Here is a 26,162-nt window from a genome sequence, read left to right on the forward strand (position 1 = left end):
ACAGGCAATAGAGATTTACAAGGCATAAAAAAACGCCCCGACCTAAGTCGGGGCGTTTTCATGTGCAGCTAAGGCTTAGCGCGGGAACGCTGGCGGGTTTACACCGGCCATGTCTTCCATCACGCGAACCACCTGGCAGCTATAACCGAACTCGTTGTCGTACCAGACGTACAGAACAACGCGGTTGTCCTGAACGATGGTCGCTTCAGCGTCGACCACACCGGCGTGGCGCGAGCCAACGAAGTCGGTCGAAACCACTTCCTGCGAATTGACGAAGTCGATTTGCTTATGCAGATCGGAGTGCAGCGCCATGTAGCGCAGGTACTCGTTCATCTCTTCACGGGTGGCGGCTTTCTCAAGGTTGAGGTTGAGAATGGCCATCGACACGTTCGGCGTTGGCACACGGATCGCGTTACCGGTCAGCTTGCCGGCCAGTTCAGGCAGGGCCTTGGCAGCAGCGGTGGCAGCACCGGTCTCGGTGATAACCATGTTCAGCGCGGCGCTACGGCCACGGCGATCGCCCTTGTGGAAGTTGTCGATCAGGTTCTGGTCGTTGGTGTACGAGTGAACGGTTTCGACGTGCCCATTGATGATGCCGAACTTGTCATTCACAGCTTTCAGCACCGGCACGATGGCGTTGGTGGTGCAGGAAGCGGCAGACACGATCTTGTCTTCAGCGGTGATTTCACCGTGGTTGATGCCGTGAACGATGTTCTTCAGCTTGCCTTTACCCGGCGCGGTCAGAACAACGCGGTCGATACCCGGGCATGCCAGGTGCTGACCCAGGCCATCAGCGTCACGCCATACACCGGTGTTGTCCACCAGCAGCGCGTCTTTGATGCCGTGCTGGGTGTAATCCACCTCAGTCGGATTCTTCGCGTAGATCACCTGGATCAGGTTACCGTTGGCGGTGATGGTGTTGTTTTCTTCGTCGATGGTGATGGTGCCGTTGAACGAACCATGGACCGAATCGCGACGCAGCAGGCTGGCGCGTTTGGTCAGGTCGTTGTCGGCGCCTTTACGCACGACGATGGCCCGCAGACGCAGACCGTCGCCACCACCGGTTTTTTCGATCAGGATGCGCGCCAGCAGACGGCCGATACGACCGAAGCCGTACAGCACAACGTCAGTGCCTTTGCGGGCCGAGGCGTTTTGCTGGCCAACCACATCAGCCATTTCTTCACGAACGAACTGCTCGGCGCTGCGGCCATTGCCTTCGTTGCGGAATTTGAACGCCAACTTGCCCAGGTCTACCGAAGCCGCGCCGAGCTTGAGCTCGCTCATGGCTTTGAGCAGGGGGAATGTTTCGTGGACGGAGAGTTCGCTGTCGTCGGAAGAACGGTGGCGCGCAAAGCGGTGAGCTTTGAGAATCGCGATGACAGACTGGTTGATCAGGCTGCGGCCATAGATCGAGCTCACCACGTTGTTATTGCGGTAGAGCTGACCGATAAGCGGGATCATCGCTTCTGCGAGTGCTTCACGGTCGATCCATTCACCAAGACACTGGTCGGGCTTCTGAGTCACGGTAACCTTCCACATGTAGGGGCAGAAAAAAGGGGCTACATTATGCCGCTCAGAACCTCTTGTAGCAATGCGCGCTTGTCGCGCAAACGCTAACAAATTTCCGTTCAAAAAAATTACGCCCTTCTCCAGCCCAGTAAATACGCGGCCTCCAGCACAGTCAATTTTTCGACGACTGTTAGACGATGTCTGTAACCCTCCGAAACACCACGCGGTTTCGGCACTACATAACCGCTAAAAAAGTGCTGGTTTTTATGGTTACCACTACATTTCACCCAAACATCGAAGATAGACACAGTCTGCAACTGACAGGCAGCATCGGACGCCGCTACAATTACCGACTTTGTCGCAACGCCTGGAGCTCAACCTTCCGTGCCTGTTCTGCGTCTACCGCAACTCCCTGCCGAGGCAGGTAAACAGCATTGGGGCAATTTGCCCGGTGCCGCCCTGAGCCTGGCGATTGCCGAGGCTGCCAGCGCTGCCAAGCGCTTCACCCTGCTCCTGACCGCCGACAGCCAAAGTGCCGAACGGCTGGAACAGGAGCTGAGTTTCTTCGCCCCGGATTTGCCCGTCCTGCATTTCCCCGACTGGGAAACCCTGCCCTACGATCTGTTCTCGCCGCACCAAGACATCATTTCCCAGCGCATTGCCGCCTTATATAGGTTGCCGGAGCTGGCGCATGGCGTGTTGGTGGTGCCGATCACCACGGCTCTGCATCGTCTGGCGCCGACCAAGTTCCTGCTCGGCAGCAGCCTGGTGCTGGATGTCGGCCAGAAGCTCGACGTCGAGCAAATGCGCTCGCGGCTCGAAGCCAGCGGCTATCGCTATGTAGACACCGTCTACGAGCACGGCGAGTTCACCGTGCGCGGCGCGTTGATCGATTTGTTCCCGATGGGCAGCAAGCTGCCCTATCGCATCGACCTGTTCGACGACGAAATCGAAACCCTGCGCACCTTCGATCCGGAAAACCAGCGTTCCATCGACAAGGTCGATTCGGTCAAGCTGCTGCCGGCCCGTGAGTTCCCGCTGCAGAAAGACGCGGTCACCCGCTTCAAGGCGCGTTTCCGCGAGCGCTTTGACGTTGATTTCCGTCGCTGCCCGATCTTTCAGGATTTGAGCAGCGGCATTACACCGGCCGGTATCGAGTACTACTTGCCGCTGTTCTTCGACGAAACCTCGACCCTGTTCGATTACCTGCCCCAGGACACGCAAGTGTTCTCGCTGCCGGGCATCGAGCAAGCGGCGGAGAACTTCTGGAACGACGTACGCAATCGTTATGAAGAGCGCCGCGTCGATCCTGCTCGTCCTTTATTGCCACCTGCCGAATTGTTCCTGCCGGTGGAAGATTGCTTTGCCAGGCTGAAGAGCTGGCCGCGCGTAGTTGCCAGTCAACAGGACGTGGAAGTCGGTGCCGGTCGCGAGCGCTTCCCGGCACAAGCGCTGCCGAATCTGGCGATCGAAGCCAAGGCCACGCAACCGCTGGCAGCGCTGGCAGGTTTCCTCGACGAATTCCCGGGACGCGTGCTGTTCACGGCAGAATCGGCGGGCCGTCGCGAAGTCCTGCTGGAGTTGCTCGAACGCCTGAAGCTGCGACCGAAAACCGTCGACAGCTGGCCGGATTTCGTCGCAAGCAAGGATCGCCTGGCGATCACCATTGCGCCGCTCGACGAAGGCCTGATGCTCGACGACCCGGCGCTGGCATTGGTCGCCGAAAGCCCGCTGTTCGGTCAGCGAGTCATGCAGCGCCGCCGTCGCGAGAAGCGCGCCGACGGCAACCACGACGCGGTGATCAAGAACCTCACCGAACTGCGCGAAGGCGCGCCGGTGGTGCACATCGATCACGGTGTCGGCCGCTACCTGGGCCTGACGATTCTGGAGATCGACGATCAGGCTGCCGAATTTCTCACCCTCGAATACGCCGAGAACGCCAAGCTCTACGTGCCGGTGGCCAACCTGCACTTGATCGCCCGCTACACCGGCAGCGACGATGCACTGGCCCCGCTGCACCGTCTCGGCTCCGAGACCTGGCAGAAAGCCAAACGCAAAGCGGCCGAGCAGGTGCGCGACGTGGCCGCCGAACTGCTCGACATCTATGCCCGTCGGGCCGCTCGCGAAGGTTATGCGTTCGCCGATCCGAAAGCCGACTACGCGACATTCAGCGCCGGTTTCCCGTTCGAAGAAACGCCCGACCAGCAAACCACCATCGAAGCAGTACGCGCCGACATGCTCGCGCCGAAACCGATGGATCGCCTGGTCTGCGGCGACGTGGGTTTCGGCAAGACCGAAGTGGCCATGCGCGCGGCATTCATCGCCGTGCACGGCGGCCGCCAGGTTGCGATCCTGGTGCCGACCACCCTGCTCGCCCAGCAGCATTACAACAGCTTCCGCGACCGCTTCGCCGACTGGCCAGTGAGCGTGGAAGTGATGAGCCGCTTCAAGTCCGCCAAGGAAGTGAATGCGGCGATTGCCGATCTGGCGGAAGGCAAGATCGACATCGTCATCGGCACGCACAAACTGCTGTCCGACGACGTGAAAATCAAAAACCTCGGGCTGGTAATCATCGACGAAGAGCACCGTTTTGGTGTGCGTCAGAAAGAACAGCTCAAGGCTCTGCGCAGCGAAGTCGACATTCTGACCCTGACGGCCACACCGATTCCGCGCACGCTGAACATGGCGGTGTCGGGCATGCGCGACCTGTCGATCATTGCCACGCCGCCGGCGCGACGCCTGTCGGTGCGCACCTTCGTCATGGAGCAGAACAAGAGCACGGTCAAAGAGGCCCTGCTCCGCGAACTGCTGCGTGGCGGACAGGTTTACTACCTGCACAACGATGTGAAGACCATCGAGAAGTGCGCCGCCGATCTGGCCGAACTGGTGCCGGAAGCACGAATCGCCATCGGCCACGGGCAGATGCGCGAGCGCGAACTCGAACAAGTGATGAGCGACTTCTATCACAAGCGTTTCAACGTGCTGATCGCTTCGACCATCATCGAGACCGGCATCGACGTGCCGAGCGCCAACACCATCATCATTGAACGCGCCGACAAGTTCGGTCTGGCGCAACTGCACCAGCTGCGTGGCCGCGTCGGTCGCAGTCACCACCAGGCTTACGCCTACCTGCTGACGCCGCCGCGCCAGCAAATCACCTCAGACGCAGAAAAGCGTCTAGAGGCGATCGCCAATACTCAGGATCTCGGCGCCGGTTTCGTGCTGGCCACCAACGACCTGGAAATCCGTGGCGCCGGCGAACTGCTCGGCGATGGCCAGAGTGGCCAGATTCAAGCCGTGGGTTTCACGCTGTACATGGAAATGCTTGAGCGCGCGGTTAAATCGATCCGCAAGGGCGAGCAACCGAATCTCGATCAACCGCTTGGCGGTGGCCCGGAAGTCAATCTGCGGGTACCGGCGCTGATACCGGAAGACTATCTGCCGGACGTCCACGCCCGCCTGATCCTGTACAAGCGCATCGCGTCGGCCACCGACGAGGAAGGTTTGAAGGATCTGCAAGTCGAGATGATCGATCGTTTCGGCCTGCTGCCGGAGCCGACCAAGAATCTGGTGCGCATCACAGCCCTGAAGTTGCAGGCTGAAAAGCTGGGCATCAAGAAGGTCGACGGTGGCCCGCAGGGTGGACGCATTGAGTTTGAAGCGCAGACCCCGGTCGACCCGATGACCCTGATCAAACTGATTCAGAGCCAGCCAAAACGCTACAAATTCGAAGGCGCCACGATGTTCAAGTTCCAGGTGCCGATGGAGCGTCCGGAAGAGCGCTTTAATACTGTAGAGGCGCTGTTTGAGCGCCTCATCCCGAAAACTGCTTGAAGGACGCCGCATGCGCCTGTTTCGCTCACTGACTTTGCTACTCACTTTCGTAGCACCCATGGCGTTTGCCGATGACCTGTACCAGGTCGAAATGATCCTGGTGCGCCAGAACGCTGTGCCGGCAATCGTCAGCCGCGCCGCGCCGGAAGACTGGGCGGCCGGCGCCCAGCGTTTGGGCGACGACAGCAAACGTACGCCGGCGCTGAATGACGTCGTCACCAAACTCACTGCCAGCGGCGAGTACAGCGTATTGATGCACAAGGCCTGGCAGCAAACCCTCGGTGAATCGCCGGTAAAAGTCGCGGTCAGCGAAGGCAACGAGCAATTCGGTCAGTTCCCGATCGAGGGTACGCTTGAGATGAAACTCGGGCGCTTTACCGACGTGGCTGCGGATTTTTGGGTCAATCAGATCGACGCCAATGGCCTGGTCACCGCCAGTGAGCGCCTGAAACAGGACAGCCACACCAAAAACGGCCAGCTCAATTATCTCGACAACGGCCATCTGGCCCTGCTGATCAAGATCACTTCCCTGACCGCGCCTGCGCCACGGGAAGCGCCTGAAGTCGTTCCGGACTGATCGAAGTCCTTATGTCCCCGCCCCTGAGTAAACCGTTGGCACCCTCCTGGGTCAGCCGATTCAAGGAACAGAGCCTGGAGCGTGGTCGCCGCTACGCCCTGGAAAACCGGGTACGCATTGCCCAGGTCGGCGATGCGACCATTACCGCCAGTTGCGAAGGCTCTGGCGGTAACGTCTACCGTCAGACCATTCACCTGCGCGAGTCAGCCAAAGGCACTTTGCTGTTGGTCGACGCCGCGTGCACCTGCCCGGTTCGCAGCAACTGCAAGCATTGCGCAGCGGTGCTGCTGAAAATCCAGGAAACCCTCGAGTACCCCGCCGCCGCAAAAGACGCCGAGCTGCTGGAAAAACTCCAGGCAGTGCTGGAAAACCGTGGCCCGAAGGCGCCACCGCAAGTGCTGGTCGACAACGTGCAACCAATGCCTCGCCTATGGCTGGCCAGCGTCGAGTTCAGCGCATTTGAACCGCGCAACGGCAAGATGCAACGCTACATTCAGCATCGCGCGGCGTTGTCGTTCAGCTATCTGGACGAATACGTCAGCGGGCAGAAAAACAGCGACATCCTGATCCGCCAGGAAACCCAGACGCTGCGGATAAAACGCCACCCGGAAGTCGAACAGTCCTACCGCGAACAGTTAAGAATCCTCGGCTTTCGTATCGCCACCCGGCAGAGCAAAGCCCTGCCGGAAAGCGCTGGCGAACTGTATGAAATGGTCAATGACAGCGCCTGGCTGACCTTTACCCTCAACGAACTGCCAAAGCTGCGTACCCAAGGCTGGGAATTGCAGATCGACGAAGAGTTCGGCTTCGACCTGACCGCCGTGGATGACTGGTACGCCACGGTTGAACAGGCGCCGGAGCGCGACTGGTTTGACCTGGAACTGGGGATCATCGTCAACGGTGAGCGCCTGAGCTTACTGCCAATCCTGCTCAACCTGATGCGCTCGCACGCGGAAATCCTCAATCCGGAGCGCCTCGCGCGGCGCCGTGACGACGAGCTGATTCTGGTCAACATTCCACAGCGCAACCTCGAGCACGGACCGTTGCAGGTGGCGCTGCCGCTGGGCCGGCTGAAACCGGTGCTGGCCACGCTCGGCGAGTTTTACTTGCAGGAACCTGGCGAAACCACCCTGCGCCTGAGCAAGGCTGACGCCACGCGTCTTAATTCGCTGGAGGGCCTGCCGCTGCTGTGGGAGGGCGGCGAGCAGATCCGCACGTTTGCCCAGCGCCTGCGCGATATCCGTGATTTCAGCATCGAGGCCCCCGAAGGCCTGAACGCAACATTGCGTCCGTACCAACTCGAAGGCTTGAGCTGGATGCAGTCGCTGCGGCAACTGGAAGTGGGCGGGATACTCGCGGATGACATGGGTTTGGGCAAAACCCTACAGACGCTGGCGCATATTCTCAGCGAGAAAATCGCCGGGCGCCTGGATCGTCCGTGCATGGTGGTGATGCCTACCAGCCTGATCCCGAACTGGCTCGATGAGGCGGCGCATTTCACGCCGCAACTGAAAGTGCTCGCGCTTTATGGCGCCAGTCGCAAAAAGCACTTCGACAATCTGGCTGACTTCGACCTGATCCTCACTACCTACGCGCTGCTGCCCAAGGACATTGAACGTCTGGTGCAACAGCCTTTGCATGTCTTGGTGCTGGACGAGGCACAGTACATCAAGAACCCCAACAGCAAAGCGGCGCAGGCGGCGCGCGAGTTGAATGCGCGTCAGCGTCTGTGCCTGAGCGGTACACCGCTGGAAAATCACTTGGGCGAGCTGTGGTCGCTGTTCCATTTCCTGCTGCCGGGCTGGCTAGGCGACGTTAAAAGCTTCAACGCCGACTACCGCGTGCCGATCGAAAAACGTGGCAGCGAGGTCAGACTTCAGCACCTTAATGGTCGGATAAAACCGTTTCTGCTGCGTCGCACCAAAGAACAAGTCGCAACCGAGTTGCCGCCCAAAACTGAAATCATTCACTGGGTCGATCTCAACGAAGCGCAGCGCGACGTGTACGAAACCATGCGCCTGGCCATGGATAAAAAAGTCCGCGACGAGATCACCCGCAAAGGCGTGGCGCGCAGCCAGATCATCATTCTTGAAGCGCTGCTCAAGCTGCGTCAGGTTTGCTGTGATTTACGCCTGGTCAATGGCGCCACCCTGCCCGCCCGCGGCAGCACTTCCGGCAAGCTCGACAGCCTGATGGAAATGCTCGAAGAGCTATTCGAAGAAGGTCGGCGGATTCTGCTGTTCTCGCAGTTCACTTCGATGCTGTCACTGATCGAGGATGAACTGAAGAAACGTAAAATCTCCTACGCCCTGCTGACCGGGCAGACCCGCGACCGGCGTACCCCGGTGAAGGAATTCCAGAGCGGCAATCGTCAGATCTTTCTGATCAGCCTGAAGGCCGGTGGTGTTGGCTTGAACCTGACCGAAGCGGATACGGTGATTCACTACGACCCGTGGTGGAACCCCGCGACCGAAAATCAGGCGACCGATCGCGCGTACCGCATCGGTCAGGAGAAACCGGTGTTCGTCTACAAGATGATTGCCCGAGGCACGGTGGAAGAGAAGATTCAGCACTTGCAGAAAGAGAAGTCTGATCTGGCAGCGGGTGTGCTGGACGGGCGCAAGGCTGGAGACTGGAAGTTGCAAAATGACGATATTGAAGCGTTGTTTGCGCCGTTGCCGGACAAGCTCGACAAGCGCTGAGATCTTCAGCGCCAGTTAGATCGTCATCGCTGGCAAGCCAGCTCCCACAGTGATTTTGGATTGAACACTATTTTGTGAACAATACAAAAACCTGTGGGAGCTGGCTTGCCAGCGATGGAGTCAACTCGCAGGCCTGATCAGCCCTTGAGCACCCGCGCCAACGTCGACTTCACCTTGCCCATCCCGTCATGCAACGCCTGCTCGATCTCGGCCATGGTGATCACTTGCGTGGTCTTGCCCGCCGCCGGGTTCACCACCAGCGCCAGACAGGCGTAATCCAGATCCAGCTCGCGAGCCAATGCTGCTTCCGGCATGCCGGTCATGCCAACAATGTCGCAACCATCACGCTCCAGACGTACGATCTCGGCCACGGTTTCCAGGCGTGGCCCCTGCGTGCAGGCATAAACACCCTGATCGCTGTACTCGCAACCTTCGGCAGCCACTGCCGCAATCAATTGCTGACGCAGCGGCTCGCTGTAGGGAAAGCTGAAATCGATGTGAGTGACCTGTTCCAGGTCATCGGCGAAAAAGGTGTGCTCGCGACCGCTGGTGTAGTCGACGATTTGATGTGGTACGCAGAAATGCCCGGTGCCCATCGCCGGATGAATCCCGCCCACGGCGTTGACTGCGATGATCGCTTCGGCGCCGGCCTGCTTCAACGCCCACAGGTTGGCGCGGTAGTTGACCTTGTGCGGTGGAAAGCGATGCGGGTGCCCGTGACGCGCGAGGAACAGCACTTCCTTACCGGCGTATTCGCCAATCTGCACGTCGGCCGAAGGCGCACCATATGGCGTGTCCACTGCCAGCGACTGGCGAATGCTCAAGCCCTCGAGCTGGGTCAGGCCCGTGCCACCGATGATTGCGTAAACCGTCATAACGAAAAATCCTTAGTCGATCAGCTGAGCATCTTTGAGCGCGCCGATAGCGGTGAGCCAGCGCGGACTCTGGCGATAATCGGTACTGGCAAATGCCTGACCGCGCATACGGGCGATCCGGGCGGACGGTTTGACCTTCAGGCGTTGCGCGGCGCTCAAGGCGAGTTCGGCAGCGGCGCGGTCGTTGCACACCAGGCCCATGTCGCAACCGGCAGTCAGCGCAGCTTCGATGCGACTGGCGGCATCGCCGACCACGTGAGCGCCGGCCATCGACAGGTCGTCGCTGAAGATCACGCCGTCGAACTGCAACTCGCCGCGCAGGATGTCTTGCAACCAGCGTCGCGAGAATCCTGCTGGCTGCGAATCCACCTGCGGATAGATAACGTGCGCCGGCATGATCGCGGCCAGTTGTTTGCTGAGTTTGGCGAACGGCACGAGATCGTTGGCGCGGATCTCGTCAAGGCTGCGCTCGTCGTTGGGGATCGCAACGTGGGAGTCGGCTTCGGCCCAACCGTGACCGGGGAAATGCTTGCCAGTGGCGGCCATGCCGGCACTGTTCATGCCGCGAATAAAGGCGCCAGCGAGCAACGCGGCACGCTGCGGATCACCTTCAAACGAACGAGTGCCGACCACGGCGCTGCGTTGATAATCCAGATCAAGCACCGGCGCGAAGCTCAGGTCGAGGCCCACGGCCAGCACTTCGGTGGCCATGATCCAGCCACATTGCTCAGCCAGGTATTCGGCATTCGGGTTGTCAGCGATGGCGCGCATGGCCGGCAGGCGTACGAAGCCCTGACGCAGACGCTGCACGCGACCGCCCTCTTGATCCACCGCCAGCAGCAAATCCGGGCGAATCGCACGGATCGCCGCGCTAAGCTCACGCACTTGGCGCGGATGCTCGATATTGCGCGCGAAAATGATCAGGCCGCCCACTTCGGGCTGACGCAACAATTGGCGATCTTCGGCCGTCAGCCAGGTACCGGCGACGTCCACCATCAACGAGCCTTGCAGGCCAGCAGTCATAGAAATTCCTTGAAAACGAAAAACCCGATCCGCAACAAATCGCTACCGTGAGCAATGCTCGGCAGGTCAGCAATTTCTTTTAGGATCGGGTTCAGAACGAGAGTCGGCATGGGCGGCTAGCTTAGCGGATACAAGCTGCCGCGCCCACCCGTGCGCGGTTAAACCTTGGCGGCGACCGGCGTTGATTTGCTGCGCGGGCGCAATTGCGCAGTGGCCATGGCAGCGTCGGTGACACCGGAATCGGCGCGCATGCCCGCCGCGAGGAACGGCACCATCAGGCGCATGACCTGCTCGATGGAGGTATTGACGCCGAAATCGGTCTCGGCAATCGCGCGCAACGCCTTGATGCCGGACATGCTGAACGCGGCGGCGCCGAGCATGAAGTGCACGCGCCAGAACAATTCAATCGGGGGAATGTTAGGTGCTGCTTCGTTGACCAGCAGCATGTAGCGACGGAACACCTTGCCGTACATGTCTTCCAGGTAACGGCGCAGGTGCCCCTGGCTTTGGCTGAACGCGAGACCGAGCAGGCGCATGAAGATCGACAGGTCGTTACCGCTGCGAGGCTGAACCACGAGGGCTTGTTCGACGAGGATTTCCAACAACTCTTCGAGGGTCGGCTTGTTTTCAGGTTTGGCCTGACGGCGTTCCAGCTCTTTATCGAGACTGGCGCAGAAAGGCCCGAGGAAGCGCGAGAACACCGCCTGAATCAGCGCTTTCTTGGAGCCGAAATGATAGTTGACCGCAGCCAGGTTGACGCAAGCCTTGCTGGTGATCAAACGCAATGAGGTTTCAGCGAAACCTTTCTCCGCGAACAACTGCTCGGCAGCATCAAGAATGCGTTCAACGGTTTCCGACTGGGCCATGGCTACTCCGCCTGACAAACACTTGTTTGAAACATACGTTTCAGCCTGTGTCTTGTCAAGCCTGTCGGTTCTTTTTGGGAATGGTCAGTCATCTATTTAACCACACAAGGGCGACGCATTAATAAGCACGTCCGCTGACCGTCTGGCGGCAGGTAAAAAAACGGGCATTGCCAAGACCGATTCACTGTATATAATCCCAGTCACTGTATAAAAAGACAGAGCGATCATTATGCTAAAGCTGACGCCACGCCAAGCCGAGATTCTGGCCTTTATCAAACGTTGCCTCGAAGACAACGGTTATCCGCCAACACGTGCGGAGATCGCTCAGGAACTGGGCTTCAAGTCGCCCAACGCGGCAGAAGAACACCTCAAAGCGCTGGCCCGCAAAGGCGCCATCGAGATGACTCCGGGTGCCTCACGCGGTATTCGCATCCCTGGCTTCGAAGCCAAGGCGGATGACTCTACCCTGCCGATCATCGGCCGTGTCGCTGCCGGCGCGCCGATCCTCGCCCAGCAGCACATCGAAGAATCCTGCAACATCAATCCGACCTTCTTCCATCCACGCGCCGATTATTTGCTGCGTGTACACGGCATGAGCATGAAGGACATCGGCATTTTCGACGGTGACCTCCTCGCAGTCCACACCACCCGCGAAGCGCGTAACGGCCAGGTCGTTGTCGCCCGTATCGGCGATGAAGTGACGGTCAAACGCTTCAAGCGCGAAGGCAGCAAGGTCTGGCTGATTGCCGAAAACCCCGAGTTCGCCCCTATCGAAGTCGACCTGAAAGATCAGGAACTGGTGATCGAAGGCTTGAGTGTCGGCGTAATCCGCCGCTAAAGGAGGCTCTATGCAGTTCCCACACACACCTCAGCAAACACAACTGCCTTTATTCGAAGCGTTTCTGGCGCAACCGATGGCGCCGATCCTCAAAGAAGTGGTCGAGCGCGAATGGAATGCCGAACCTGAAGTATTCAGTGAGCTGTCTCTGCGCGGTGCGGCCGGGAACTGCCTGAATCTGCTGGCTCCGATCCTTCGCGAATTGAGCGAGGATCAGGACGCTCGCTGGCTGACGTTGATCGCACCGCCCGCAAGCCTCACGCAGACTTGGCTGCGCGATGCCGGCCTGAACCGCGAACGCATTCTCCTGCTGCAACCGCGCGGCACTCAAAGCGCTCAGCAATTGGCGTGCGAGGCATTACGTCTGGGCCGCAGCCACACAGTCGTTACCTGGCTCAACCCGTTGAACACAAGTTCACGGCAGCAGTTGGTCAGCGCTGCGCGCACGGGCGACGCTCAGAGCCTGAACATTCGATTGGGTTGATTTGCAAGTTACACGCGCTGTGTGAAGCGCAGGGCTTCTCCAGGGATAGAGAAGCCGATCTGAAGCGGTAGTGACAAAAACCAAAAGCCGTCGGGAATCAATGAAGAACCCGCGACCCTTCATCTTTATCAAACTCACCTTCGATCATTCGGCCTGCCATCTGCACGCCAACGCTCAACATCGCTTTTGCGATTTCCACGTGCTGGCCCTGCAGGAATGTCTTGGCGTCCTCGGAGAAATCCAGAGTCACCAGAGACCCCTCGTCCTCAGCCCTGCGCAGTTCGATTCGGCCGTCGGGTAACTCGACAATTTCTAGAAAGGACGTTGGCATATAGGTCTGTTCTCCACGAAAGGCAGGCATTATATAGACATCATTCAGGCTTCGCTCATGATCTTGACCAGCAGCATGTTTCAGATTGCCACCGTGTCAATCATCGTCAGCACTCGTTCAAACCCTCGCGAAAACGAATAGCCAGGCTCTTGAGGTTCTGCCGCCAATCCTCAAGCTCCTCTCGGCTCAACTCTTGCGGCGCCTCTTCTTCATCCAGATTAACGGCCTGAATCAACGGCTGTGTCACATCGCCCTTGGGCTTATGTGGCACGCGAGGCGGTTGGAACAATGCCGAATGCGCTGCCAGCAGTTTTGCCAACCAGGTTTGCGGATTGCCTGCCAGCTCAACCATTTCCGCCAGCTCGGGAATCGCGATCGACTCGAGCACTTCACGCGTCAACAGCATCTCGGCCCGTGGTGCGCTAGCCTGAGGCAGGCGATAGAACCCGGCAATTTCATGGCACAGCCCCAATAGCGCGCCATAGAGGTGGAACAACGCCGACTCACGTCCAGCCTGAATCAGCGCCAGAGAGTTCATCGCCCGCCCTTCTTCAGCTCGAGCCAGAGCTTCCAGCGACAGGCCGGCGAAATAGATTTTCTGATTGGTGCGGGTATAGAGCTCGTGGGCCATGACGGCAGCCTCCACAACGAAATAATTGCTTCACACAGACCGGACAGTGTCGTGGATCAACTGATCACACCGCAAGCACAAAACAAAAAGGCCGCATGAAAACCCGAGGGTTCTCATGCGGCCTTTCAGTATCAGACTAACGTTTACTCAGCCTTGGCCTTCGTAGAGCGCTTGTCTTCAACAGTCCACTTGCCGCCGTCGTAGTAAGCCTTCCAACCGGTAGGCTTGCCATCGACTTCGGTCTGCACGTACTGTTCCTTGGTCTTGCGGCTGTAGCGGATAACCGCTGGCAGACCATCAGGATCCTTCTTCGGCGCTTCACAGAGGAAGTGGTACTTCGGATCGATCTCATCCTTGTGCGGCACAATCTCGATCACCAGCGGAGCGCGAGTCTCGCGGTTTTTCGGGAACTGACTGGCCGCCAGGAACAGACCGGACGCACCGTCGCGCAGGATGTAGGTGTCGTTGACCTTTTCGCATTTCAGCTCAGGCATCTTCACCGGATCCATCTTCGGCGGCGCCGCGTCACCGCTCTTCAGCAGTTTGCGGGTGTTCTTGCACTCCGGGTTGGTGCACCCGAAGAACTTGCCGAAACGGCCGGTCTTGAGCTGCATCTCGCTGCCGCACTTGTCGCACTCCAGGCTCGGACCTTCGTAGCCCTTGATGCGATAACTGCCCTCTTCGATTTCGTAGCCGGCGCAATCCGGGTTGTTACCGCAGATGTGCAGCTTGCGCTTCTCGTCGAGCAGGTAAGCGTCCATCGCCGTGCTGCAGATCGGGCAGCGATGCTTGCCACGCAACACCAGCGACTCCGACTCACCCTCATCGTCCGCAGCGATCTCGTCGCCCGGCACGAGGTTGACGGTGGCCTTGCAGCGCTCTTTCGGCGGCAGGCTGTAGCCCGAGCAACCGAGGAACACGCCGGTCGATGCGGTACGGATCTGCATCGGACGGCCGCAAGTGGTGCACGGAATGTCGGTCATGACCGGCTGGTTGGCACGCATGCCGCTTTCAGGATTCTCGGCTACTTCGAGTTTCTTTTTGAAGTCGCCGTAGAACTCGTCCAGCACGTTCTTCCAGTCGCGCTCGCCTTGGGCCACGTCATCGAGGTTCTCTTCCATGCCGGCTGTGAAGCCGTAGTCCATGAGGTTCGAGAAGCTCTCCGAGAGACGCTCGGTAACGATATCGCCCATCTTTTCCGAATAGAAACGACGGTTGTGCAGGGTCACGTAACCGCGATCCTGGATGGTCGAAATGATCGCAGCGTAAGTCGAAGGACGACCAATGCCGCGTTTTTCCATTTCTTTAACCAGGCTGGCTTCCGAATAACGCGCCGGCGGCTTGGTGAAGTGCTGGGTCGGATCAAGCTTGATCAGCTTCATCACGTCGCCCTGCGCCATATCGGGAAGAACGTCGTCATCGCCAGGTTTGGCAATCTGCGGCATTACACGGGTGTAACCGTCAAACTTCAGGATACGACCCTTGGCGCGCAGCTCGAAATCACCAGCGCCGACACTGACAGTCGTCGACAGGTATTGCGCCGGCAGCATCTGGCAAGCCAGGAACTGACGCCAGATCAGCTCATAGAGACGCTCGGCATCACGCTCCATGCCCGCCAGCTTGCTCGGAATGGTGTTGGCATCGGAGGGACGAATGGCTTCGTGAGCCTCTTGTGCGCCTTCCTTGCTGCTGTAGACGTTCGGCGTTTCCGGCAGGTACTTCTTGCCGAATTCGTCTTCGATGTAAGCACGCGCCATCGTCACGGCGTCTGCCGAGAGGTTGGTCGAGTCGGTACGCATATAAGTGATGTAGCCGGCTTCATACAGACGCTGGGCCATCATCATGGTTTTTTTCACGCCGAAGCCCAGGCGGTTGCTCGCGGCCTGCTGCAGGGTGGACGTGATGAACGGCGCCGACGGCTTGCTGCTGGTCGGTTTGTCTTCGCGCTTGACGATGCTGTAGCTGGAGGACTTGAGTTTCTCCAGTGCAGCCATGGCCTGAGCTTCGTTGAGCGGTTTGAAGGCTTCGCCCTTTTCACGCGCTACTTCGAAACGTACGGTCGAGCCTTTGGCGCTGCCGAGATCGGCATGCACTTCCCAGTACTCTTCCGGGTTGAACGCGCGAATTTCACGCTCACGCTCAACCACCAGTTTCACGGCAACCGATTGCACACGACCGGCGGACAGGCCACGGGCGATCTTGGCCCACAGCAGCGGCGAGACCATGTAGCCCACAACGCGGTCGAGGAAGCGACGCGCCTGCTGAGCGTTGACGCGATCGATGTCCAGCTCGCCCGGCTTGGAGAAGGCTTCCTGAATCGCCTTCTTGGTGATTTCGTTGAACACCACGCGCTTGTAGCGGCTGTCGTCACCACCGATGGCTTCGCGCAGGTGCCATGCAATGGCTTCCCCCTCGCGATCCAAGTCGGTTGCGAGATAGATGGTGTCAGCATCCTTGGCGAGCCGGCGCAGCTCTTCGATGACCTTTTCCTTACCCGGGAGGATCTCGTACTTGGCTTTCCAGCCATGATCGGGATCGACACCCATACGTGAGACCAGCTGCTTGCGCGCTTTCTCTTTCGGCGTGAGCACCGGACCTTCGCCTGCGGCAGCCTTGCCGCGCTTGGCGGCTGGCTCTTTGCTGGCGCTAGCCGAACCGCTGGTGGGCAGGTCTCGGATATGGCCGATACTCGACTTCACCACGTATTGGTTGCCCAGATACTTGTTGATGGTCTTGGCCTTAGCCGGGGATTCCACAATGACCAGCGATTTGCCCATGGATCAGAAAATTCCTGAATTCTAGAAGTGAAAGGCGGTTGGCGCCTGACGCGGCACCGCTATATATAGTTGATACAAGGTGAGGTCAAGCGCAGGGTATTGCGCGCACTCCCCTTATGCCTTGGAAAACAGGCTCGGTTCGGCTTGCACCAAAGCAAAGCGTGGGACCTGCTCGCCGTCAACCTCGACGGACTCCAGAAACATGCTCAAGGGACGAACCCAAAAGCCGTAATCGCCATACAGGGCTTGGTAAAACACCACTTCTTCTTCCGTCTCGGAATGCCGCGCAACATTGAAAACGCGGTACTGCGGACCTTTGTAATGCTGGTAGAGCCCAGGTTGTATCGGCATGGTTTGGCCCTCCCTCAATTTTTTTCAAAATAAAAACAAAATAAATCCGCAAAAACAAAAACCGGGGCACTTGGCCCCGGCTTCCATCGACGAGACGCTTAGACGCGTTCGAAGACGGTGGAGATGCCTTGGCCGAGACCAATGCACATAGTGGCCACCCCGAAGGTGCCGCTATTCTGCTTCATCACGTTCAGCAAAGTGCCGGAAATCCGAGCACCGGAGCAACCGAACGGGTGACCCAGGGCGATCGCGCCGCCGTGCAGGTTAACCTTCTCGTTCATCTTGTCGAGCACTTTCAGATCTTTCAGCACTGGCAGAGCCTGTGCGGCGAAAGCTTCGTTGAGCTCGAAGAAGTCGATATCGTTGATGCCAAGGCCCGCACGCTTCAGGGCTTTTTGTGTTGCCGGAACTGGACCATAGCCCATGATTGCCGGATCCACACCTGCCACCGCCATCGAACGGATCACTGCCATAGGCTGAATACCCAGGTCCTGAGCACGCTGCGCCGACATCACGATCATGCACGAGGCACCATCGGTGATCTGCGACGAAGTACCGGCCGTCACGGTGCCGCCCTTTGGATTGAAGGCCGGCTTGAGGGCCGCCAGACTTTCCAGAGTGGTTTCCGGACGAATGGTTTCGTCGTAGTCGAACAGTTTCAGGAAACCGTTCTCGTCATAACCCTGCATCGGGATGATTTCGTCTTTGAACTTGCCTTCCAGAGTCGCCTTGTGGGCGAGCTGGTGGGAGCGCACGCCAAAAGCGTCCTGCTGTTCGCGAGTGATGCCGTGCATCTTGCCAAGCATTTCAGCGGTCAGGCCCATCATGCCCGAGGCTTTCGCCGCGTACAGCGACATGTGCGGGTTCGGATCGACACCGTGCATCATGCTCACGTGGCCCATATGCTCGACGCCACCGACGACGAACACGTCACCGTTACCGGTCATGATCGCTTGCGCAGCAGTGTGCAGCGCGCTCATCGACGAGCCACACAGGCGGCTGACAGTCTGACCGGCAGCCGTGTGCGGGATCTGGGTCATCAGCGACGCCATGCGCGCGATGTTCCAGCCCTGCTCCAGGGTCTGGTTGACGCAGCCCCAGATCACGTCTTCGACTTCGTTCGGATCAACCTTGACGTTGCGTTCCAGCAATTTGCTGATCAGGTGCGCCGACATGTCTTCGGCGCGGGTGTTGCGGTGCATGCCGCCCTTGGAGCGGCCCATCGGAGTACGACCGAAGTCGACAATCACGACGTCTCTTGGATTCAAGCTCATAAAATTTCACTCTCGCTCAAAAGTTGGGACGCTTAACCGAAGAACCGTTGGCCGGTTTTGGCCATTTCACGCAGTTTCGCGGTCGGGTGGTACAGCGCGCCCAAATCAGCGTACTGGTCAGCCAGGGCAACGAACTCGGCAACACCGATCGAATCGATGTAGCGCAGCGCACCGCCACGGAATGGAGGGAAACCGATACCGTAGACCAGACCCATGTCGGCTTCGGCGGCAGTTTCAACAATGCCGTCTTCCAGGCAACGCACGGTTTCCAGGCAGAGCGGGATCATCATCCAGTTGATGATGTCTTCGTCAGTGACTTCGCGCTGCTCGTAAACGATCGGCTTGAGCACTTCCAGTACCGACGGGTCGGCAACTTTCTTCTGCTTGCCCTTCTTGTCGGTCTCGTAGGCGTAGAAGCCCTTGCCGTTCTTCTGGCCCAGACGCTTGGCTTCGTAAAGCACGTCAATGGCCGAGCGGCGGTCATCTTTCATGCGGTCCGGGAAGCCTTCAGCCATGACGTCACGACCGTGGTGACCGGTGTCGATGCCGACCACGTCCATCAGGTATGCCGGGCCCATCGGCCAGCCGAATTTTTCCATGACCTTGTCGATACGGACGAAGTCCACACCGGCGCTGACCAGTTTGGCGAAACCACCGAAGTACGGGAACAGTACGCGGTTGACCAGGAAGCCCGGGCAGTCGTTGACGACGATCGGGTTCTTGCCCATTTTCTTGGCGTAGGCAACGGTGGTGGCAACAGCCAGCTCGCTGGACTTCTCGCCACGGATCACTTCCACCAGCGGCATCATGTGCACCGGGTTGAAGAAGTGCATGCCGACGAAGTTTTCCGGACGCTTGAGGGCCTTGGCCAACAGGCTGATGGAAATGGTCGAAGTGTTGGACGCGAGGATGGTGTCCTCTTTGACCTTGTCTTCAACTTCAGCCAGCACGGCTTGCTTGACCTTCGGGTTCTCGACCACGGCTTCAACGACCAGATCGACGTGACCGAAATCACCGTAGGACAGGGTCGGACGAATGCCGTTGAGCACTTCAGCCATTTTCGCAGGGGTCATGCGACCTTTATCAACGCGGCCAACCAGCAGTTTGGCGGCTTCGGCCAGACCCTGCTCGATACCGTGCTCGTTGATGTCCTTCATCAGGATCGGCGTGCCTTTGGAGGCCGACTGATAAGCGATACCGCCACCCATGATGCCGGCGCCCAGTACAGCGGCCTGCTTCACGTCTTTGGCGATTTCGTCGTAGGCCTTGGCCTTTTTCTTCAGTTCCTGATCGTTCAGGAACAAACCGATCAAGCTCTGCGCGGCAGAGGTCTTGGCCAGTTTGACGAAACCGGCGGCTTCAACTTCCAGCGCCTTGTCGCGACCGAAGTTCGCAGCTTTCTGGATAGTCTTGATGGCTTCAACCGGCGCCGGATAGTTCGGGCCAGCCTGACCGGCCACGAAACCTTTGGCGGTTTCGAAAGCCATCATTTGTTCGATAGCGTTCAGCTTGAGCTTTTCCAGCTTCGGCTGGCGCTTGGCCTTGTAGTCGAACTCGCCGGAAATGGCGCGTTTGATCAGCTCAAGGGCAGCTTCCTGCAGCTTCTCTGGAGCAACCACGGCATCGACGGCGCTGACTTTCAGCGCGTCTTCCGGGCGGTTTTCCTTGCCGGAGGCAATCCACTCGATGGCGTTGTCGGCACCGATCAGGCGCGGCAGACGTACGGTGCCGCCGAAGCCTGGGTAGATGCCCAGTTTGACTTCCGGCAAACCGATCTTGGCCTTGGTGGACATGACGCGATAGTCAGCCGCCAGACACATTTCCAGACCGCCACCCAGGGCGATGCCATTGATCGCGGCGACAGTCGGAACGTTGAGGTCTTCGAAATCGCTGAAGATCTTGTTGGCTTCGAGATTGCCAGCAACCAGCTCCGCATCCGGCAGCTTGAAGTTCTCGACAAATTCGGTGATGTCGGCGCCGACGATGAACACGTCCTTGCCACTGCTGACGATCACGCCTTTGATCGAAGCATCTGCCTTGATGGTGTCTACGGCCTGACGCAGTTCGTTCAGGGTTAGACGGTTGAACTTGTTGACGGACTCACCCTTGAGGTCGAATTTCAATTCGACGATGCCACTTTCAAGAGCTTTAACCGTGATGGCTTTACCTTCGTAAATCATCAACTGATCTCCACGATATGGAAGCTGAACAGTACACGTCGGACGCAGGCGAATGGCTAGGCAGGACGCTTTTTCGTCGATGCTGACACCAATTCACCCGGCACACCCGCCAACGCGATAGTCGGGATTCTGTAGGAGCGGTCTGTAAGACAAACGCTCAATTCATACGCCCGTTTGATTTGGGTACGTCACCTTCACGGAATTTCCAACAATTGTCAATCGCCCAAAATGCGGGTTGAAATGCGACTTTGCGGTCATTTCCGTACCACACAGATCCACAACACGCGCCTGCATGTGGAGCCATTCATAGAATCAATAGTTAGAAAAGTCGCCCTAATTCGCAGCGAGCCCTGTTTAAAAGTCTACGCTCACGGGACGATAGATAAATGCGCTGCCCGTTTGAAGCCGGGGTCAGTGGTAAAAAAGTTTCCGGCCTGCCTGGCCAACCCCGCCCGATGAATCATGTCGGGCTTTTTATTGCTCGTCTGCCGGACGTTTCGCACCGTTGCAGTGCGAAAAATCCGAGAGCTACGCCAGCGCTTTCAGAGTGGCGTCAATATCCAGCAAAACCGTGGCTTCGCCCTTCTCGCCCCAGTACAAGGCGATCATCTGCTTATCCGCCTCGATCTTGTAGACGTTGCCTGGCAACTTTTCGAAATGATTGAGCAGCGCCCGATCCTCGCAGACTTCCTGCCACTGATTGACCCACACGCCTGGCGATTTTTGCCAGTACGTCCAGCATGCCGGCTGACTACCGCGACGCGGCCGATGGTACTGCGCACACGGATTCGGCGGCTCTTGAGACAGCCAGTGCGGCCACTCCTGAGGCGCCAGCTGCATGGCCAGGCCAATACGACGCGCCTCCATACGCAGAGCGATTCGACCGCTCTGCGCGCGCGATGGGCGCAACCATGCCAGTGGGCTCAATACCACCAACAGGATTGACACCACTATCCAGACCGTCATATCTGTACTCCCGTTTTCTGATGAGCCCATTGCGTCACTTTGGAACCAATGCGCTTGAAACCAGCCATACTTACCAATATTGAAACCTTACGAGGAGCGCCTCATGCCCTACCACCACATCCTGGTCGCCGTAGATCTGACTGAAGAGTGCGACCCCGTCATCCACCGCGCCCGCGAGCTGTCGGTGAGCAACGGCGCTAAGCTGTCGCTGGTGCATATTGTCGAACCGATGGCTATGGCTTTTGGCGGCGACGTGCCGATGGACCTGTCACAACTGCAACAGCAGCAGTTCGATCAGGCCAAGGAACGCCTTGAGCGCCTGAAGCTCAAGTACACCGAACTTGAAGGCGCCAACTGCCACTTGACCTACGGCCAGCCGCGTCAGGAAATCCATCACTTCGCCAAGGAACAGCAATGCGATCTGATCGTGGTCGGCAGCCATGGCCGTCATGGTCTGGCGCTGTTACTGGGCTCGACAGCCAATGATGTGCTGCACGGCGCGCCTTGCGATGTGCTGGCGGTGCATCTGGTCAAACGCTGATAACACCGACCCATGTAGGAGTGAGCCTGCTCGCGATAGCATCTGGAAGTCGACGAGGATGTTAAATGCCAGAACGCTATCGCGAGCAGGCTCACTCCTACAGAACATCGCATGCTACATATGAAAAGCCCGGCGCTCATCACTGAGCGCCGGGCTTTTTAATGGCTCAAGCAATCAGGCATCCAGCTCGGCCCAACGCTCCACCAACGCTTCCAGTTCCGCCTGCAATTGCTCGAGCGAGGCGATGACCTTGGCAGTCTCTGCCGCAGGACGCTGATAGAAACCGCTGTCGGCCATTTCAGCCTCAACGGCAGCGATCTGCTGTTCCTTGGCATCGATATCGCCCGGCAACGCTTCCAGCTCGCGCTGCAGCTTGTAGCTCAGCTTCTTCTTGGCAGCTGGAGCAGCAACTGGCGCAGCAGCGGCCGGCGCAGCCGTAACCACGGCCGAGTTCAGGTCAGCCTTGCCCGACTTGCTCTCGGTCACGCCCAACAGACGCGGCGAGCCGCCCTGACGGATCCAGTCCTGATAACCGCCGACGTATTCACGCACCTTGCCTTCACCTTCGAAGACCAGGGTGCTGGTGACCACGTTGTCGAGGAATGCCCGGTCGTGGCTGACCATCAGCACAGTGCCGTTGAATGTCAGCAGCACTTCTTCGAGCAGCTCGAGGGTTTCCACGTCGAGGTCGTTGGTCGGTTCGTCGAGTACCAGCAGGTTCGCCGGCTTGCTGAACAGTTTGGCCAGCAACAGACGCGCACGCTCACCACCCGACAGCGCCTTGACCGGCGTGCGAGCACGCTGCGGGCTGAACAGGAAGTCACCGAGGTAGCTCAGCACGTGGCGGCTCTGACCGTCGATGTCGATAAAGTCGCGACCTTCGGCGACGTTGTCGATCACGGTTTTTTCCAGATCCAGCTGATGGCGCAACTGGTCGAAGTACGCCACGTCGATCCGCGTGCCCTCTTCCACTTTGCCGCTGGTTGGCTGCAAGCCGTTGAGCATCAGCTTCAACAGGGTGGTCTTGCCGGTACCGTTGGCGCCAAGCAGACCGATACGGTCGCCGCGCTGCAGAACCATCGAGAAATCCTTGATCAGGAACGGGCCGCCCGGATGAGCAAAGCTCACGTTCTCGAGCACCATCACCTGCTTGCCGGACTTGTCGGCGGTGTCCAGCTGAATATTGGCCTTGCCGGTACGTTCACGACGCTCGCTGCGCTCAACGCGCAAAGCTTTCAAGGCGCGCACGCGGCCTTCGTTACGGGTACGACGGGCCTTGATGCCCTGACGGATCCACACTTCTTCCTGGGCCAGACGCTTGTCGAACAGCGCGTTGGCAGTGGCTTCGGCAGCGAGCTCGGCTTCTTTGTGCACGAGGAAGCTGGCGTAGTCGCCGTTCCAGTCGATCAGGCCGCCGCGATCCAGTTCCAGGATGCGCGTGGCGAGGTTTTGCAGGAAGGAACGGTCGTGCGTGATGAACAGCACGGCGCCCTGGAAATCTTTCAGCGCTTCTTCAAGCCAGGCAATCGCACCGATGTCCAGGTGGTTGGTTGGCTCGTCGAGCAGCAGCAGATCTGGCTCGGACACCAGCGCCTGCGCCAGCAGCACGCGACGACGCCAGCCGCCGGACAACTCGGCGAGGGTCTTGTCGGCCGGCAGTTGCAGGCGGCTGAGGGTGCTGTCGACCAGCGTCTGCAAGCGCCAGCCATCACGGGCTTCGAGGTCGTGCTGAACGTGCATGAGCTTGTCCAGATCGGCATCGGTGACGATGTTCTGGCTCAGGTGATGGTATTCGGCGAGCAACGCGCCAACGCCGTCGAGGCCTTCAGCCACGACGTCGAAGACTGTCCGCTCGTCGGCCACGGGCAATTCTTGCGGCAGTTCGCCGATTTTCAGACCGGGGGCACGCCACACCGAGCCGTCATCAGGCTTCTGGTCGCCCTTGACCAGTTTCATCATGCTGGACTTGCCAGTGCCGTTGCGGCCGATGATGCACACCCGCTCACCACGGGCGATCTGCCAGGACACCTTGTCCAACAACGGCATAGCGCCGAACGCAAGGGACACATCGCTGAATTTGAGCAGGGTCATGAGCTTCTCCAAAAACCGGGGGCGCATTCTACCTGACTTGAGGCTTCAGCAGGCCGGCAATTTGTCTGTCGAAGCACTCTGCACAACATTTGTTGCGAACTTGTGCCACACGGCTTGCAAAGCTTTCGCCGCTTGCTGGCAAAAGGCTAAGCTACAGACAATTCAGTGCTGATCGATGTCGGCACTTGTCATGATTTCTCTGCCCGGATGTCTCATGCGCAGTCGCCTCTTCAGTGTTTTGTCCTGTTTGCTACTCTCCGCCGCTGCCGTTCAATCCGCCCAGGCGGTGGACCTGTCCACCCAGCGCCAGTATTACGATGAAGCCAAACGCGCGCTGGCCAAGGGCGATACCGGCCCGTATATGCGTTACAGCCAGGCGCTGGCCGATTACCCGCTGGAACCGTATCTGGCTTACGACGAGCTGACCGCACGCCTGAAAAGTGCGAGTAATGCGGAAATAGAGAAATTCCTCGCCGAGCACGGTGACCTGCCCCAGGCCAACTGGATGAAGCTGCGCTGGTTGCGCTGGCTGGCCGATCGCGGTGACTGGGCGACCTTCGTCAAGTATTACGATCCCAAGCTCAATTTCACCGAACTGGACTGCCTGAACGCGCAGTATCAGATCAGCCACAACAAAAAGACCGAAGGTTACGCCGCCACCGAAAAACTCTGGCTGACCGGCAAGTCGCAGCCCGCCGCGTGCGATGCGCTCTTCGGCATGTGGGCCGCCGAGGGTCAGCTGACAGAACAGAAACGCTGGGAACGCACCAAGCTCGCCGCCCAGGCGCGCAACTATCCGCTGGCCAACAGCCTGATCAATGGCCTGACTACCCTCGCCCCCCGTGGTCGCCTGTTGGTGGATGTGGCGCAGAAACCAGAACTGCTCAACCAGCCGTCGCGCTTTACTCCGGCCGATGAGCCGATGTCCGATGTGGTCAGCCTCGGCCTGCGCCGCCTCGCCCGCCAGGATCCGGACAAAGCCATGGCGCTGCTCGACGGTTACGCCAGCAGTATGCATTTCTCCCGTGATGAGAAAGTCGCGATTGCCCGGGAAATCGGCCTGACGCTGGCCCGCCGCTTCGACAGCCGCGCACTGGACGTGATGACCAAATACGACCCGGAACTGCGTGACAACACCGTTTCCGAATGGCGTCTGCGTCTGCTACTGCGCCTGGCGCGCTGGGACGATGCTTATCAACTGACCCGCCGTCTGCCGCAGGATCTGGCCACCACCAACCGCTGGCGCTACTGGCAGGCACGCAGTCTCGAGCTGGCGCAACCGCAGAACCCGGAAGCGCAGGCCCTGTACAAAAATCTGTCCCGCGAGCGTGACTTCTACGGCTTCCTCGCCGCTGACCGTTCGCAATCTCCGTACTCGTTGAACAATAAACCGCTGGTGCTTAGCCAGGCGCTGATCAACAAGGTACGCAACACGCCCGGCGTGCGCCGCGCACTTGAGTTCCATGCACGCGGGCAAATCGTCGACGGACGCCGCGAGTGGTACCACGTCAGCCGTCACTTCAACCGCGACGAAATGGTTGCCCAGGCCAAACTCGCCTACGACCTGAAGTGGTATTTCCCGGCGATCCGCACCATCAGTCAGGCGCAATACTGGGACGATCTGGACATCCGCTTCCCGATGGCCCACCGCGATACCCTTGTGCGTGAAGCCAAGGTTCGCGGTCTGCATTCGAGCTGGGTGTTCGCCATCACCCGTCAGGAAAGCGCGTTCATGGACGATGCCCGCTCCGGCGTTGGCGCCAGCGGCCTGATGCAACTGATGCCCGGCACCGCCAAGGAAACTTCGCGCAAGTTCAACATCCCCCTGGCCTCGCCGCAGCAAGTGCTGAACCCGGACAAGAACATCCAGCTCGGCGCCGCGTACCTGAGCCAGGTGCACAGTCAGTTCAATGGCAACCGTGTCCTCGCCTCCGCCGCCTACAACGCCGGCCCCGGACGCGTGCGTCAATGGCTGCGCGGCGCCGATCACCTGAGCTTCGACGTGTGGGTGGAAAGCATCCCGTTCGACGAAACCCGCCAGTACGTGCAAAACGTGCTGTCCTATTCGGTGATCTACGGCCAGAAACTCAACTCACCGCAGCCGCTGGTGGATTGGCATGAACGTTACTTCGATGATCAGTGATCAGCAGGGCTAACGCCGAGTAATAAAAAAATGCCCGTATCGCGAGATACGGGCATTTTTTTGAACGGGCCGATCAGTGTTTTCGTTTTGCCAGTAGCCTCGCTACTAGGTCGGTTACTGGGTCGGTTACTAGGTCGGTCACCTGTAGGAGCTGCCGCAGGCCGCGATC

19 protein-coding genes are annotated in these 26,162 nt (G+C 58.9%); 7 read left to right on the top strand and 12 right to left on the bottom strand.

Features of this window, described 5'->3' with window-relative positions:
* Positions 1-75: 75 nt before the first annotated feature.
* Positions 76-1,539, bottom strand: coding sequence for a glyceraldehyde-3-phosphate dehydrogenase (locus ACA061_RS17970; RefSeq protein ID WP_497299779.1), 1,464 nt, complete (start codon positions 1,537-1,539; stop codon positions 76-78).
* Positions 1,540-1,893: 354 nt separating this feature from the next.
* Here ACA061_RS17970 and mfd point away from each other — a divergent pair, with 354 nt between their 5' ends.
* Genes mfd through ACA061_RS17985 form a run of 3 tightly spaced genes read left to right on the top strand, consistent with a single transcriptional unit; the run spans position 1,894 to position 8,622 of the window.
* Positions 1,894-5,343, top strand: coding sequence for a transcription-repair coupling factor (gene mfd, locus ACA061_RS17975; RefSeq protein WP_150604501.1), 3,450 nt, complete (start codon positions 1,894-1,896; stop codon positions 5,341-5,343).
* Between the two features lie 10 nt (positions 5,344-5,353).
* A complete protein-coding gene (locus ACA061_RS17980; RefSeq protein ID WP_150604502.1) occupies positions 5,354-5,920 on the top strand; it encodes a CsiV family protein in 567 nt (188 codons plus the stop codon).
* Positions 5,921-5,931: 11 nt separating this feature from the next.
* Positions 5,932-8,622: a DEAD/DEAH box helicase gene (locus ACA061_RS17985; protein WP_210699607.1), complete on the top strand. Its 2,691-nt coding sequence runs from the start codon at positions 5,932-5,934 to the stop codon at positions 8,620-8,622.
* Positions 8,623-8,759: 137 nt separating this feature from the next.
* Here ACA061_RS17985 and ACA061_RS17990 read toward each other — a convergent pair whose 3' ends face one another.
* From ACA061_RS17990 to ACA061_RS18000, 3 genes are all read right to left on the bottom strand, one after another.
* Positions 8,760-9,497, bottom strand: coding sequence for an S-methyl-5'-thioinosine phosphorylase (locus tag ACA061_RS17990; RefSeq protein WP_210553177.1), 738 nt, complete (start codon positions 9,495-9,497; stop codon positions 8,760-8,762).
* Between the two features lie 12 nt (positions 9,498-9,509).
* Positions 9,510-10,520 (bottom strand): beta-N-acetylhexosaminidase, encoded by a 1,011-nt coding sequence (gene nagZ / locus ACA061_RS17995; RefSeq protein ID WP_497299780.1) that lies wholly within the window; start codon positions 10,518-10,520, stop codon positions 9,510-9,512.
* A gap of 158 nt (positions 10,521-10,678) precedes the next feature.
* Complete coding sequence (locus tag ACA061_RS18000) at positions 10,679-11,386, bottom strand: TetR/AcrR family transcriptional regulator (RefSeq protein ID WP_150604506.1); 708 nt, start codon at positions 11,384-11,386, stop codon at positions 10,679-10,681.
* 229 nt (positions 11,387-11,615) lie between these two features.
* Here ACA061_RS18000 and lexA point away from each other — a divergent pair, with 229 nt between their 5' ends.
* Complete coding sequence (gene lexA, locus ACA061_RS18005; protein ID WP_016775490.1) at positions 11,616-12,224, top strand: transcriptional repressor LexA; 609 nt, start codon at positions 11,616-11,618, stop codon at positions 12,222-12,224.
* Positions 12,225-12,234: 10 nt separating this feature from the next.
* The gene (sulA, locus tag ACA061_RS18010; RefSeq protein WP_150604507.1) at positions 12,235-12,708 is read left to right on the top strand and encodes an SOS-induced cell division inhibitor SulA; all 474 of its coding nucleotides are present in this window, start codon (positions 12,235-12,237) and stop codon (positions 12,706-12,708) included.
* A gap of 97 nt (positions 12,709-12,805) precedes the next feature.
* On the opposite strand, the gene ACA061_RS18015 is transcribed toward sulA, so the two are convergent.
* The 7 genes from ACA061_RS18015 to ACA061_RS18045 all read right to left on the bottom strand — a co-directional run bounded on the left by ACA061_RS18015 (position 12,806) and on the right by ACA061_RS18045 (position 21,218).
* Positions 12,806-13,039 (bottom strand): hypothetical protein, encoded by a 234-nt coding sequence (locus ACA061_RS18015; RefSeq protein ID WP_150592597.1) that lies wholly within the window; start codon positions 13,037-13,039, stop codon positions 12,806-12,808.
* Between the two features lie 106 nt (positions 13,040-13,145).
* Positions 13,146-13,670, bottom strand: coding sequence for a DUF6586 family protein (locus ACA061_RS18020; RefSeq protein WP_210553178.1), 525 nt, complete (start codon positions 13,668-13,670; stop codon positions 13,146-13,148).
* Positions 13,671-13,813: 143 nt separating this feature from the next.
* Positions 13,814-16,447, bottom strand: coding sequence for a type I DNA topoisomerase (topA, locus tag ACA061_RS18025; RefSeq protein ID WP_150617570.1), 2,634 nt, complete (start codon positions 16,445-16,447; stop codon positions 13,814-13,816).
* A 114-nt stretch (positions 16,448-16,561) separates the two neighbouring features.
* Positions 16,562-16,798, bottom strand: coding sequence for a DUF1653 domain-containing protein (locus ACA061_RS18030; protein ID WP_042560169.1), 237 nt, complete (start codon positions 16,796-16,798; stop codon positions 16,562-16,564).
* 98 nt (positions 16,799-16,896) lie between these two features.
* Positions 16,897-18,072 (bottom strand): acetyl-CoA C-acyltransferase FadA, encoded by a 1,176-nt coding sequence (gene fadA / locus ACA061_RS18035; protein WP_042560170.1) that lies wholly within the window; start codon positions 18,070-18,072, stop codon positions 16,897-16,899.
* A gap of 32 nt (positions 18,073-18,104) precedes the next feature.
* Positions 18,105-20,252: a fatty acid oxidation complex subunit alpha FadB gene (gene fadB, locus ACA061_RS18040; protein WP_150598230.1), complete on the bottom strand. Its 2,148-nt coding sequence runs from the start codon at positions 20,250-20,252 to the stop codon at positions 18,105-18,107.
* A gap of 528 nt (positions 20,253-20,780) precedes the next feature.
* Positions 20,781-21,218: a hypothetical protein gene (locus ACA061_RS18045; RefSeq protein WP_210699606.1), complete on the bottom strand. Its 438-nt coding sequence runs from the start codon at positions 21,216-21,218 to the stop codon at positions 20,781-20,783.
* 103 nt (positions 21,219-21,321) lie between these two features.
* Between ACA061_RS18045 and ACA061_RS18050 the strand changes: the two genes are divergently transcribed.
* On the top strand, positions 21,322-21,759 hold the full coding sequence (locus ACA061_RS18050; protein WP_042560173.1) for a universal stress protein: 438 nt from the start codon (positions 21,322-21,324) through the stop codon (positions 21,757-21,759).
* Positions 21,760-21,933: 174 nt separating this feature from the next.
* Here ACA061_RS18050 and ACA061_RS18055 read toward each other — a convergent pair whose 3' ends face one another.
* Positions 21,934-23,850 (bottom strand): ATP-binding cassette domain-containing protein, encoded by a 1,917-nt coding sequence (locus ACA061_RS18055; protein ID WP_150617568.1) that lies wholly within the window; start codon positions 23,848-23,850, stop codon positions 21,934-21,936.
* 214 nt (positions 23,851-24,064) lie between these two features.
* On the opposite strand from ACA061_RS18055, the gene ACA061_RS18060 reads away from it, so the two are divergent.
* Entirely contained in the window at positions 24,065-25,993 is a 1,929-nt protein-coding gene (locus ACA061_RS18060; protein ID WP_150617567.1) for a transglycosylase SLT domain-containing protein, read from the top strand.
* Positions 25,994-26,162 lie beyond the last annotated feature (169 nt).

The sequence above is a fragment of the Pseudomonas sp. LBUM1668 genome (genome assembly GCF_059695715.1).

Excerpts from the sequence above, each read along its gene's own strand:
- ACA061_RS18055 (WP_150617568.1), bottom strand. The coding sequence starts at position 23,850 with ATGACCCTGCTCAAATTCAGCGATGTGTCCCTTGCGTTCGGCGCTATG.
- lexA (WP_016775490.1), top strand. The coding sequence starts at position 11,616 with ATGCTAAAGCTGACGCCACGCCAAGCCGAGATTCTGGCCTTTATCAAA.
- ACA061_RS18060 (WP_150617567.1), top strand. The coding sequence starts at position 24,065 with ATGCGCAGTCGCCTCTTCAGTGTTTTGTCCTGTTTGCTACTCTCCGCC.
- ACA061_RS18020 (WP_210553178.1), bottom strand. The coding sequence starts at position 13,670 with ATGGCCCACGAGCTCTATACCCGCACCAATCAGAAAATCTATTTCGCC.
- topA (WP_150617570.1), bottom strand. The coding sequence starts at position 16,447 with ATGGGCAAATCGCTGGTCATTGTGGAATCCCCGGCTAAGGCCAAGACC.
- ACA061_RS18045 (WP_210699606.1), bottom strand. The coding sequence starts at position 21,218 with ATGACGGTCTGGATAGTGGTGTCAATCCTGTTGGTGGTATTGAGCCCA.
- ACA061_RS17980 (WP_150604502.1), top strand. The coding sequence starts at position 5,354 with ATGCGCCTGTTTCGCTCACTGACTTTGCTACTCACTTTCGTAGCACCC.
- sulA (WP_150604507.1), top strand. The coding sequence starts at position 12,235 with ATGCAGTTCCCACACACACCTCAGCAAACACAACTGCCTTTATTCGAA.
- fadA (WP_042560170.1), bottom strand. The coding sequence starts at position 18,072 with ATGAGCTTGAATCCAAGAGACGTCGTGATTGTCGACTTCGGTCGTACT.
- ACA061_RS18015 (WP_150592597.1), bottom strand. The coding sequence starts at position 13,039 with ATGCCAACGTCCTTTCTAGAAATTGTCGAGTTACCCGACGGCCGAATC.
- ACA061_RS18000 (WP_150604506.1), bottom strand. The coding sequence starts at position 11,386 with ATGGCCCAGTCGGAAACCGTTGAACGCATTCTTGATGCTGCCGAGCAG.
- ACA061_RS17990 (WP_210553177.1), bottom strand. The coding sequence starts at position 9,497 with ATGACGGTTTACGCAATCATCGGTGGCACGGGCCTGACCCAGCTCGAG.
- ACA061_RS17970 (WP_497299779.1), bottom strand. The coding sequence starts at position 1,539 with ATGTGGAAGGTTACCGTGACTCAGAAGCCCGACCAGTGTCTTGGTGAA.
- nagZ (WP_497299780.1), bottom strand. The coding sequence starts at position 10,520 with ATGACTGCTGGCCTGCAAGGCTCGTTGATGGTGGACGTCGCCGGTACC.
- ACA061_RS17985 (WP_210699607.1), top strand. The coding sequence starts at position 5,932 with ATGTCCCCGCCCCTGAGTAAACCGTTGGCACCCTCCTGGGTCAGCCGA.
- ACA061_RS18050 (WP_042560173.1), top strand. The coding sequence starts at position 21,322 with ATGCCCTACCACCACATCCTGGTCGCCGTAGATCTGACTGAAGAGTGC.
- fadB (WP_150598230.1), bottom strand. The coding sequence starts at position 20,252 with ATGATTTACGAAGGTAAAGCCATCACGGTTAAAGCTCTTGAAAGTGGC.
- ACA061_RS18030 (WP_042560169.1), bottom strand. The coding sequence starts at position 16,798 with ATGCCGATACAACCTGGGCTCTACCAGCATTACAAAGGTCCGCAGTAC.